A 12,013-nucleotide genomic window follows, 5' to 3' on the forward strand; every position below is an offset into this window, starting at 1 on the left:
GGGAGAACATAATGTATCAACAACTGGAACAACTCATTACAACGACGAGTAACGAGTTAAATTTAGTCAGCCGCCGTTTTGGGCAACGTGCCGATCTGTCGGTAGAACAGCTTGAAATTTTAAGATTGCTGTACAATTATGAAGTGATGTCACAATACGATTTAACGATGAAAATGAGTAAAGAACAGTCCATTGTGTCACGATGGATCAAGAAATTAAGACAATTGGGATATTTAACGAGTCGTCAATCAGACTCCGATTTAAGATGCAAAGAAATCTTATTGACAGACAAAGCGAGAACACTCATTCTCGAAATCAATGAAGCGAGATATCGTTTGATTGAAGCACGTTGTCAGAGCTTAACAGAAGCGGATGTACAACAATTGAATGTATTGTTAGAGAAATTGACAGCGAAACAAATCTCGCTCTATTAACATAGGGTGTTTTATTACACTAAAGAAAAGTCCTCTACTTAGCACATGATGCTAAATAGAGGACTTTGTTTTGTTATAGAGAAAAGATAGACTTAGAGCTAACGCGATAGGATTATCGGTTCATATATCTTATTTTTTGTACGTATCTACATCGAAGAATTTACCAGCTTCGTCCATGGCATCATACATTTGTTTCATGATTGATGCATTTTGACGTGCCCAGTTCACATCAGTTGCGTATTGATGTGTACCAGGATTATCTGGATTCCAACGCATTTTATAGAGTGTGTTTTGACCGTCTTGGATAAATGATCCTGCGATAAATTGGGCACCGCCAACAATCGCTTTTTTCACTGTATCCCAGCTTTGCGATTTCGCATAGTTGAATCCTGTCGTAATCGCATCATGATCATAGGCACCGATACCGTACATGTTGTAATATTTTTTATTTGAGCCATCTGTGTTACCACCGGTAGCAAGGGTAGATGTACCATTACCAGTTTCTAATAACGCGTGTGAAATAAGGTAAACTTCGTTAAGTCCGTAAGTATTTGCTGCTTCACTAAATGCTTCACCTTGCCCCGCTAAGATACCTTTACCATCTAACAGTTTATTAAGATCATTTACAGCGATATTTTGTGGTTTATCTAGACGTAAGAATTGATATTTTTGCGTTGCGTCATGCGCTAAACCGTCTGTGTCCATCGCTTGTTTAACTTCCGCATAGCTTGCGTCATCCCATGTTCCAGCATTGTGTTGGATTTGAGGATTAGCACCCATTTCAAATTGAAGTGACACAGCTTCATCAAGCGTCATACCGGTTTTGAGGTAATTGATCACTGATTTAGCTAAATCGTCTGATTTGATCCAGACTTTTTTGCCGTTAGAAAGTGTACCGTAATACCATGTTTCACCTTCTACTTTCGCTTTACCGATGATAGAAAATGCTGAGTTGTAATAATCTGCAAGTGATTTACCAGAAGATGCATTTGGTGAAGTATAATATTCACCATCTTTGTTGTTGATGACTAATGTTTTATGGCGTGATGGTTCAGCTTTAGGCGTGTTCGTTTGATTGTTGGAAGATTTATTTTGTTTAAGATCATCACCAGCAATCCAACCTGTTTTGTTATTGACACTACCATATACGTATTCATCGTCGCCGACTTTAACAGCTTTAGACGCTTTAAATTTATAATTTTTATCGCCATCAAGTGGGTCTAGGAGTTGATCTTTAGTACCCATAGGCACACTATAGAGGCCATTATTTTTACGTTTAACTTTGTATTCACCATTTTTAGTTTTTGTTTTACCTAAAGGTCTTGCTTTTACATCTTCAGCTTTAACCCAGCCGATTGGGGTAGGTTGGTTAACATTTTGTAGTAACACGAATGATTCGTTGTTGTATTCAGCTTTTTTAGTTACTTTGTAAGTTTTGTTAGCGATATTGTCTGCTGTTTTGCTTTCTTCATCATAGATTGTTGCATAGATACCATTATTATTTGATTTCACTTGTCCAAGTTGATTTACAGAAGTTGTTTTGACAGTGCTTTGTTTATTCGTATCTTTTTTGCTAGAAGAGTTGTCTTTCTTAGCTGAATCTTTTTTGCTTGAAGATTCTTTTTTGTCGGAAGAGCTGTCTTTCTTAGCTGAATCTTTTTTACTTGAAGATTCTTTTTTGCTAGAAGAGCTGTCTTTTTTGTTTGAATCTTTCTTGCTTGAAGATTCTTTTTTGTCAGAAGAGCTGTCTTTTTTGTTTGAATCTTTCTTGCTTGAAGATTCTTTTTTGTCAGAAGAGCTGTCTTTTTTGTTTGAATCTTTCTTGCTAGAAGATTCTTTTTTGTCAGAAGAGCTGTCTTTTTTGTTTGAATCTTTCTTGCTTGAAGATTCTTTTTTGTCAGAAGAACTGTCTTTTTTGTTTGAATCTTTCTTGCTAGAAGATTCTTTTTTGTCAGATGAGTTGTCTTTTTTGTTTGAGTCTTTCTTACTTGAAGATTCTTTTTTGCTAGAAGAGCTATCTTTCTTAGTTGAATCTTTTTTACTTGAAGATTCTTTTTTGCTAGAAGAGCTGTCTTTCTTAGCTGAATCTTTTTTACTTGAAGATTCTTTTTTGTCAGAAGAACTATCTTTTTTGTTTGAGTCTTTCTTACTTGAAGATTCTTTTTTGTCGGATGAACTATCTTTTTTGCTTGAAGAGTTGTCTTTTTTAGCTGACTCTTTTTTGTCAGATGAGCTAGATTTTGTTTCTTCTTCAGCGGCTTTAGCTGGTGCGTTAGATTTTGTTTCTTCTTCTGCATCTTTGTGTGTTTGAGATGTGTTGTATTTTTTATCTAAAATATCTTCATCTTGGACCCAGCCTAAATCGTTACCTGCATCATTAATGAGATAGAAGACATCGTCATTTAATGTTGCTTTTTTAGATAATTTGTAAGTATTACCACCGATTGTATTGTTTTGTGTTCCAACTTCATCATAAACTGTACTGTATAAACCGTGGTTATCTTTTGCAACAGTACCGATTGCATCAGCAAGTGGGGTAACGGTTAAACCACTAGATTGATTGTCTGTAGTGTTAAAAGGTTTGCTTGGTTTGTCTGCTGGTTTTGGTGTTGTAGAAGAATGAGGTTCTGTACCCCATGGTGCAACTTTACCTTCTTTAATTAAATATTTTTCATTAATTAAGTCATACAATTCATCGTATGAATAATTGTTAGCTTCAAGATAGCCAATCGGATCAGTGTGATCTGTACCACCTAAATGATTTGATACAGCGTTGTGTGTCCAAACTGTACCTTGACCATCATATTCAGCGCTGTCAGGTTCTAATCCGTAATATTGTAAATTAGTGGCTGCATAGTCAGCGTAGTTATTAATTGAACGTGCAAAAGATTCAAAGTCATGTGTATGCACTAGTTCAACGTGAATAAAGCGGTCATTAGCATAAGGACCTGCACCCCAAGCACCGTAATCCGTATTTGCAGTTTCGATAATGTGATCACCATCTACGAAAGCGTGAACGAAGGCTGCATTGTAATTATTTTTCATATAATTGATTTCACTATCAATAGTTGAATTATCATTTGCTGTATCGTGCATGACAATACCTTCAGGATGACCATAGCGGTAACTATTTTTAGGTAGGAAGTCAGCGATACTATTTTCATATTCTGGAACAGGGAAGTTTTGTTGTCGAATATAGTCATTGATAGGTGATTCTACTTGTGGTTCATATTTTGGTAATGAAGATGTTGCTCTTTCATTTGCTTCGCGTGAGCTACCTTGAACTTGTGCTTGACGTGTAGTAGCGACACGTGGAGAAGCACTTCTGTTTAACGTCACAGGAACGTTTTCTTCAGTGTTACCTTGTTGAGATGAAGCGCCTAACGGTGTGGTAGGTTGATTTGATGTTAATGAATGAAGTCGAACTTCATTTGTATTTGGTTCATCGTCCAAGCGATAAGTTGTTACAGCAGATGTTTCAGTTTCATCATTTTCATCTGATTCAACGATGTCGTTATCTGATTGTGCATCGTCAGTTTCAAGTGATGAAGCGTCTTCTTGATCTTCAGATTTTGCTTCTTCATCAGTAGCTTGTTCTTCATCATCTTTTGTTAATTGATTATTGTGTGAGTTGGTGTCGTCTTGATCGTTTTGTTCAGAATTTACTTCAGATGATTCATTCTCATCAGATTCGTCTGATGTTTCTGCTTCATCATTTTCAGCAGAGTTGTCTGTATCATCAGTAGTTTCATTCTTATCAGAATCGTTTATAGCTTCAGATGATTGATCCGCTTCATCATTTTCACTTTCTTGTTGTTGATCTTGCGTATCATTTTGAGTTTCATCTTTATCTTCGTTATCTGAAGGTTGAGTTGCTTCTGTTTGGTCATCTTCTTGACGTTCTGATTTTGCAGTTGATGCTTGTTCCGCTGTTTCTTTGTCAGCTTCGTCATTTTCTATTTCATCTTTTACTGTTGTTTCCTCAGATTCAACTTGATTACGTTTCGTATTTTCTTTTTGATTGTCTGCTGATTCAGAACTTTGCCCATCTTTTTGTTCTTCAACGTCAGTTTCGTATTGTTCAGAAGATTCCTCATCATCTTCTGCTTTGGCCTCTGTTTCTGCTTGAGAAGAACTAGCTTTTGTTACGTCCGCTTCTTCTTGTTTAGTTGCCTGAGATACTTCGTCAGGAGCATCGTCAGTATCATTGGATGTTTCATGATCTGCTTCAGTTGATTCGTTATCTTGTTGTGATGCATCTAGTGCTTCAGAATCCGCTTCGTCTGTATCTAATGTGTTGTTTTCGAAAGAATGAACTTCATCGTCTTGTACAGTTGAATCTTGTTTTTCTTCTGTTGAAGTTTCATCTTTTTGGTATGTATTAAGATTGGCAGCTTGTGCTTCGTCTGCGTCTTCTTGATTATGAGTTGATGTCTCGAACGTTGTTTCGTCATCTGAAACTTGTTGTTCGTCAGTTGTATTGTCATCGTTCTCTGTTTGTTGTTCTAATTCAGTTTCATCAGACGAATCGAGTTCTTCTAAAGTTGCGTCTTCAAGTTCAGTCTCTTCATTTTCTTTCTCAGAAGTTTCAACATCTTGTTCTGTATCCTCTTCTGTTTCTTCTGTAGATTGGAGTTCTTCATCTTGTTGATTTATAGCTTGATCAGTCTCAGGATCTTCATTAGAAGCATCAGCGTCATCTTCAGTTGACGCATCTAATTCATCTAATGCTGCATCGTATTGTAATGACTCATCGTCTGAGTCATCGTTATGTATCATTGAAGGATCTTTGTAAACTTGTGTCCCTGATATATTTGCAGTAGGTTGGCTGACTTCATCTTTGATTTCACCAGCATGTTTTAACGTTTGTTCATCATCGAGTACATTCTTGTTGTCATCTTGCGTTACTTCAGATGCTTCTGCTTGGTGATGCGTAGCTAAAGCTGTCCCTGCTAAAGTAAGTGCAACGATGGAAGGCACTTTATATGAAAACTTTTTCTTCGCCATAAAATTACTCCTTTTTTCTCTATAATCACTCACTATTATATTACGTGAAAAGGCGCTACGAAAGGACTTTACTAGATTGTAATATAAAAGTAATTTAAAAAAAGAATATAATACAGCGTGAATAACGCTCAAGAACCACTATGATGCGCTTCACTTAAATTTTAAAAAATTTGTCAATTTATAATTCTGTAACAATTGAACACGCATTAAAGCGGCTTTTTCATCGTGATATGTTCGATATTTGCTTCGTAAAAAGGGGAACCAGTGACGTGATAACCGAGTCGTTCATAAAATCCTTGAGCGTGACTTTGTGCGTTTAAGATGGCATGTGTATATCCCTCTTTGCGAGCTTGTTCTTCTACAAAACGCATCAATTTAAATCCAAGGCCTTGTCCTCTTTGGTCTGAAGAGATTGCGACACGTTCTACTTTGATCGTTGAATCATTCGTGTAAGGGCGAAAACGAGCACAAGCAATGGCTTTATCTGTTTCGTTATAACCTACAATATGTGTCGCTTCATGTTCATATTCGTCTATTTCTATATCTAATGGCACGTCCTGTTCTTTTACAAAAACGGCTTTACGTACCTCAAAGACATCTTCTAACTGTGCTTTCGTTGTGACAACTTCAAATTTCATAGAGCTAACATCCCCTTAATGTTAAAAATTGATAATTAAAAAAAGCATACCTTACCGACACAGCAATGTCGATAAAATATGCTTTCGAAAGCGATGGTTTATATAGCTTCTTTTCTAATAATCGCTGTATATTGCCAAAAGATTCGCATTTGCGCAATGTTCCAGTTGTTCATTCCCATCGTGTAGCCTGAAGGTCTGAAGATATTCACATCAGTGACTTCTAGTGCTGCTGCGATGAGGTATTGGATAGGGACACTGATGGATTTCATCGTCTCAGTGATACCATTTTGATCATAGACCCATGAAAAGGGAAGTTCTGATTCGAAGACATCGACTTTATCGAAAATTTCAGGTAAAGCGACGATATAACAAGCGCCATCGATGACCGGGTCATTTTCACTTTGAGTGTAATAGAGCCGTAGCGCTTCATAATTTTCTCTGTGTGCATGATTGACATAGAAAAAATCACTTTTAAAGTGGGCCATATCTTTACTATGAATTAACTGTTGTTCTAACACGTTAAAAATTCCATTGATATGATTTAATTTATCATAAGTTTTACGTGACATACGCGTTTATAACTCCTTCCAACAATTAATACGTTTGATTTTGTGTACTTGGTTGTTCATTAAATTGCTGATCACCATTTTGGGTTTGTGGTTCTCCATATTGCTGATCATTTTGAATGGGCTGCTCACCATATTGATTATACTCAGGCGCTGAATCTTGTTGATATCCTGCATCCGTATCGTTATTGGTTTCATAACCGTTACCTTCATCCCCGGTTGATTGCGTGTCATCATTTTCTCCGTCTTGATCTTGTTGATTATCATCTAACAGACTTTCATCAATCGGAGTTAATGGGACGAGGGACCCGTAAAAGTTAATGACACGTGCATTTAAGAATTCGTCTTCGTCCTCAATCTTAGATAACCCTAAGTCATTACGCAACATATTTGATGCTTTCATCAATTGTTCAAGGCTTGGATTATAATAGTAAATGCCATTGAGGTAATCGTCTTCACCTTTGAGCTGGGCACTTTTAATTTCACCATTAGCTTGGAGCACATCTGAAGCGAGTGCCTTAATTTCTTTATAAGTTAGGTTATGGGATGCATTGTCACCTACGATTTCAATCATTCGATCTAGCTTGTCTAAGGAGTCAGTGTTTTGTGCTTTGGCATATAAGGCTTTGAGTAAAGCCATTTGACGTTGTCCTCGTTTCAAATCAGAATCTTGATGTCTTGTACGTGCAACGGCTAAAGCTTGATCGCCGTTTAGTTTCTGATAGCCTTTTTTGACTTTAATTCTACCACTATCATCACTATTCGGTTCATCTAAGTTGTAAGGAACATCAAAGTAAATACCGCCCATTTCATTCACTGTATCCACAAAGGCTTCCATGTTTACTCTCAAATAGTAATCTACCGGTACATTCATGGTTGCTTCGATGGTATTCATTGAGGAGAGGGGACCACCATAGGCATGGGCATGCGTAATTTTGTCGTAATAACCGACTTTAGGAATATAGCTAATTGTATCACGTGGGAAACTAAACATCCGAATTTGATCTTTTTCTGGGTTGAAAGTAGCTAAAATCATCGCATCAGTACGGGATTGTTCTGTGCTTTGACCTTTTTTCTTTCTGACTTCATTTTCATCAATCCCTAAAAATAAGATTGAGATTGGTTCTTTAGACGGATCTACTTGTTGTTTTCTTAGCTGGGATTGGTGATTTGAACTGTCTTTGCTATAAGATTTCTCAAATTCATTTTGCGATGTTTTAAACACGAGTACGCCATAAATTAACGGAATCGCAATAAGGACGAGCGTGAGTAAAATAAGGATATATTTTAAAAATTTATTCATATAAGTTGCTCCTGTAGTCTTATGTCTTTCTAATAATGAATAGAACAGTAAAATAATCAACTTAAGTTGTAGATCATTGAGTAGCTCATTGTGAGTTATCGCACGCATTTTCAACACATTTTGTATCGTTCACAACAGCATTATCACAATACGCTTTACTGCCCTATGAATGTTATTTTTAAATCTTCGAGTGTTTTAGTGTTTCTTCTATAAGCACAAATACTTTATTGTATAATACCTCATTTTAAGTCAAAACATAAGTGTTAAATCCTAATTTTCTAATAAAGAAATTGTTTTGTAGATACGATACTTATTGCTTTTTTAGATTTATAACTTATAAGGTACCAATTCATATCAAAGAAATACAGCTAAAGCCAGCAATACTCAGGACGTATATGATTCAAAAATGATTTATTTTTTATGATAAGCTATAATGAAACATATACATAGAGAGAATACATTGATTTAAAGAGTTGCATGACAGGAGGGAACTTAGTGATGACCGTACAACAATGGTTAGATCATATAGATGAAAGTTTAGTAAAATCATTTTACGAAGCTCAAGATGAAACAGAACGTAAAGCAGGCTTTGAAGAAACATTATCATTTGGCACGGCTGGTATTAGAAGTACATTTGGCTTAGGACCTGGTCGTTTAAATGCTTTCACGATTAGAAAGGTCGCCTATGGTTTAGCTCAATATTTAACTGAACAGCATGATCACCCGTCTATCGTTATCCATTTTGATACGCGTTTGTTATCCCAAGACTTTGCAGAAGAGATGGCTGGTGTGCTTGCACGTTTAGGCGTTAAAGTGACGATTGCAGACAGATATAAATCTACACCTGAACTTTCTTTTGCGGTCAGACATTTACAAACTGATGCGGGTGTCATGATTACTGCAAGTCATAATCCAAAAAACTATAATGGCATCAAAGTTTATGACCACACAGGTGGACAATTATTACCTGAACCTTCAGAAGCGCTCAGCCAATTCATCAATGCGATTGAAGATCCTTTAGAGATTGAAGGTGCTGATTTTAATCAGTATGTCGAAGCGGGGCAAATTGAATATATGTCTTCTTCTGTAACTGAAGCGTATAAAGATCAAGTGAAGCAACTTGTAGGTGAAATGGATGAAGTGCAAGCGCAAGTTATTTTAACAAGTTTACACGGAACTAGCTTACCGATACTATCAGATATTTTGCTCGAACTAGGATATGATGCATTTACCATTGAACGTGAACAATCTCAACCTGATGGACAGTTCCCAACAATTGCACGGGCTAATCCAGAAGATCCAGATGCGTTTGAACGTGCGTTACAGTTAGCAGAACAACAAGATGCTGAGCTCGCTATTGCAACAGATCCAGATGCTGATCGTTTCGGCTTTGTGGAACGCTATGGTCCTAATGCTTATCGTTACTTTAATGGAAATGAAATTGGACTTTTACTCATGAAATTAAGATTTCAAGCGTTGAGCAACGATCACGGACCATTGTATATAGTTAAATCTGTCGTTACAGGTGCATTGTCAGAAGCACTCGCTAAATCAATGGATGTTGAAGTCGTCAACGTATTAACTGGTTTCAAATATATTTCTAATGTCATCGAGTCTAGAAAAGATTCCGATCAAACCCTACTACTTGGGTTTGAAGAGAGTCATGGATATTTAACTGAACCATTTACGAGAGACAAAGATGCGATTCAAGTCGTACCGCTCATCATTAAATTTAAAAATATGTTAAAAGCGAACGGACTGACATTTAAAGATGCATTAGAAGATATTTACCAAACGTTAGGTCGTTACAAAGATCAAACTGTTTCTCCAACTTTTGAAGGTGCTGGTGGCTCTGAAAAAATGGATCAAATTATGAAACAATTTAGATCTTATACAGGAAACGATATATGTGGGTTAACGATGTTGACTAAAGAAGACTATCTCACTGGAGAACTTACGCATATAGAAGATCAAAGCGTAGAAACGTTGGATTACCCAACGACGAACCTAATTCGTTTTACGTTTAACGAAGGTTTTATCGCAATTCGTCCTTCGGGTACTGAACCGAAATTGAAATTATATTTCTCACTCGCAGTAGACGATTTAGACGACATTGTGAATTGCTTTAACGATACATTTATGGAATAAAGAATGATGTTACTAAAATAGAATAATGAGGCACAACAATGAGCAGATTCAAGAATCAACCACTTATAGGTGTTTGTATAGTGGTCAGCATGCTTTTTTGTGGAAGTTGTAATTCATCACAACATGAAGTCGCAGAAAAGTCATACAGTAGTGCAGCCAAACCTGAGCACCTATCAGAACTACAAACGAATGAAATTCCCACGTTACTAACAGTTGAAAATGACAGTGACCCACTTTTGAGTCAAATCAATCACTACTTATCTCAACTTCAGTTTAATGGGGCAGCTGCGATTTATCATCAAGGCAAACTTATTTTTAATAAAGGCTACGGGATAAGAGATTTTTCAACCGGTGAAGCAAATGATGCTAATTCTATGTTTTTGATTGGTTCAGCACAAAAATTCACCACCGGTTTAATCTTGAAACAACTCGAGCTAGAACACAAAATCGATATCAATGATGCTGTGACCAAATATTTACCTGAATTTCAAATGCCGAAGCCACTCAAATTAAAGCACCTCATGCTACATAGTGGTGGTCTTTTGCCATTTAAACCAAATGAATTCAATCACAGCTTAGCTGATGCGGTAGAGACGATTCGAAATAACGGTATGGATGTAAGACAATCTGGCCGGTTCTATTATAGTGATGCGAACTATTTGGTATTATCGCGAATTATTGAAATTGTTACGAACCAGTCTTTTGCAGAAAATTTCAATACACGTATTAAAGCACCATTCAAGTTAACGACAACCGCATTTTTTAATGATCCAGATTATCAAACACGAATGGCAAAGGGATATTATGATCATTATCGCATTATCACTCAAGCATTTCCGATAGGGCAAGATGCTTACTATGGTGCAGGGAATTTATATATGACCCCTTTAGATATGGGTAAGTTATTTACTGCATTCCAACAGTACAAAATCTTTTCACCCCAAGTCACCGAAGAGATGTTGCATTCTATTAAAACGAAGGCTTATCCATTTAATTACAGGTATGGTTTCTATAGTTATCCCGTGAAGAATCGTTTACATGGTGCGTTTTATCGGAATGTGTTTACGGTGTATGCGAATGAGGAATATACAGTGGTTCTTGGTTCAAATTATGAACCTACTCAAACCAATAACGAAGCAAAGGTTAGACATATATTCCACCATATTCTCAAACAACCCGTATAATAGAAAAAACGAATATTTAAATTTTATAAATATAAAACAGAGTTGATTGAACATGTGTATCACGTGAATCACTATTAACGTGAAACATGAAAGAGATAGGTATTCTCCTTTCTCATCAAACGACTCTGTTTTTTTGTGCTTTTGGACTAAAGAAATGAGTAAAAGTTGTTATGAGGTAAGCGGTTACATGACTGATATAAAAATGTTTAAGAATTAATGCAAATTTTTAGAAAATGAATTGACTAACTGTTATGAAAGCGGTATATTTTTATTGTAAACAAAATCGAACAATTTCGAACATGCAATGAGGGGTGACACAATTCCAATCAATTCATTTCATCACAAGGTAGGATGACATAATGCAATACGACAACTGAGCATACTAGGAGGTTTCAACAATGAGTAAAGAAGATAATATGATGGCTGGTTTCACAATTGTAGCCATTGCAGGAGATGCGCGACGTGAAGTAATGGCTGCGATGCAAGCAGCAAAAGATAAATCATTTGATCAAGCACGTGAATACATACGTGTCGCAAATGAATATATCACTGAAGCACATAAGGAACAAACACAAATTTTAGCACAAGAAGCAAGTGGCGAATCATCGGATCTCAGCTTTATCATGGTGCATGGTCAAGACCATTTAATGACGACAATGGCACTCAGAGATGCTGCGAACTATATCATTGATTTATACGAACAACTTGATCAATTTACTAACTAAGAGTAGGT

General features: G+C 36.5%; 8 protein-coding genes. 4 read left to right on the top strand and 4 right to left on the bottom strand.

From position 1 onward, the window contains the following. Positions 1-11 precede the first annotated feature (11 nt). Positions 12-434, top strand: a complete 423-nt coding sequence (locus tag APS80_RS01495) for a MarR family transcriptional regulator (RefSeq protein WP_059106513.1) — start codon at positions 12-14, stop codon at positions 432-434. A gap of 129 nt (positions 435-563) precedes the next feature. Here APS80_RS01495 and APS80_RS11085 read toward each other — a convergent pair whose 3' ends face one another. From APS80_RS11085 to APS80_RS01515, 4 genes are all read right to left on the bottom strand, one after another. After that, complete coding sequence (locus tag APS80_RS11085; protein WP_059106514.1) at positions 564-5,441, bottom strand: glucosaminidase domain-containing protein; 4,878 nt, start codon at positions 5,439-5,441, stop codon at positions 564-566. 206 nt (positions 5,442-5,647) lie between these two features. After that, complete coding sequence (locus APS80_RS01505) at positions 5,648-6,079, bottom strand: GNAT family N-acetyltransferase (RefSeq protein ID WP_059106515.1); 432 nt, start codon at positions 6,077-6,079, stop codon at positions 5,648-5,650. A 98-nt stretch (positions 6,080-6,177) separates the two neighbouring features. After that, positions 6,178-6,648, bottom strand: coding sequence for a DUF2538 family protein (locus APS80_RS01510; RefSeq protein ID WP_059106516.1), 471 nt, complete (start codon positions 6,646-6,648; stop codon positions 6,178-6,180). A 25-nt stretch (positions 6,649-6,673) separates the two neighbouring features. Further along, positions 6,674-7,948 (bottom strand): LCP family protein, encoded by a 1,275-nt coding sequence (locus APS80_RS01515; RefSeq protein ID WP_059106517.1) that lies wholly within the window; start codon positions 7,946-7,948, stop codon positions 6,674-6,676. Positions 7,949-8,446: 498 nt separating this feature from the next. Here APS80_RS01515 and APS80_RS01520 point away from each other — a divergent pair, with 498 nt between their 5' ends. The 3 genes from APS80_RS01520 (at position 8,447) to APS80_RS01530 (ending at position 12,005) form a co-directional block, all read left to right on the top strand. Then, on the top strand, positions 8,447-10,096 hold the full coding sequence (locus APS80_RS01520; RefSeq protein ID WP_059106637.1) for a phospho-sugar mutase: 1,650 nt from the start codon (positions 8,447-8,449) through the stop codon (positions 10,094-10,096). A gap of 38 nt (positions 10,097-10,134) precedes the next feature. Next, positions 10,135-11,280 (top strand): serine hydrolase domain-containing protein, encoded by a 1,146-nt coding sequence (locus tag APS80_RS01525; protein ID WP_103170790.1) that lies wholly within the window; start codon positions 10,135-10,137, stop codon positions 11,278-11,280. A gap of 398 nt (positions 11,281-11,678) precedes the next feature. After that, positions 11,679-12,005, top strand: a complete 327-nt coding sequence (locus APS80_RS01530; RefSeq protein ID WP_059106519.1) for a PTS lactose/cellobiose transporter subunit IIA — start codon at positions 11,679-11,681, stop codon at positions 12,003-12,005. The last annotated feature ends 8 nt before the right edge of the window (positions 12,006-12,013 follow it).

Source organism: Staphylococcus auricularis (genome assembly GCF_001500315.1).
GTDB classification, from domain to species: domain Bacteria; phylum Bacillota; class Bacilli; order Staphylococcales; family Staphylococcaceae; genus Staphylococcus; species Staphylococcus auricularis.

What these genes read in the sequence shown, in the direction of transcription:
- APS80_RS01495 (WP_059106513.1), top strand. Translation starts at nt 12, where the DNA reads ATGTATCAACAACTGGAACAACTCATTACAACGACGAGTAACGAGTTA.
- APS80_RS11085 (WP_059106514.1), bottom strand. Translation starts at nt 5,441, where the DNA reads ATGGCGAAGAAAAAGTTTTCATATAAAGTGCCTTCCATCGTTGCACTT.
- APS80_RS01505 (WP_059106515.1), bottom strand. Translation starts at nt 6,079, where the DNA reads ATGAAATTTGAAGTTGTCACAACGAAAGCACAGTTAGAAGATGTCTTT.
- APS80_RS01510 (WP_059106516.1), bottom strand. Translation starts at nt 6,648, where the DNA reads ATGTCACGTAAAACTTATGATAAATTAAATCATATCAATGGAATTTTT.
- APS80_RS01515 (WP_059106517.1), bottom strand. Translation starts at nt 7,948, where the DNA reads ATGAATAAATTTTTAAAATATATCCTTATTTTACTCACGCTCGTCCTT.
- APS80_RS01520 (WP_059106637.1), top strand. Translation starts at nt 8,447, where the DNA reads ATGACCGTACAACAATGGTTAGATCATATAGATGAAAGTTTAGTAAAA.
- APS80_RS01525 (WP_103170790.1), top strand. Translation starts at nt 10,135, where the DNA reads ATGAGCAGATTCAAGAATCAACCACTTATAGGTGTTTGTATAGTGGTC.
- APS80_RS01530 (WP_059106519.1), top strand. Translation starts at nt 11,679, where the DNA reads ATGAGTAAAGAAGATAATATGATGGCTGGTTTCACAATTGTAGCCATT.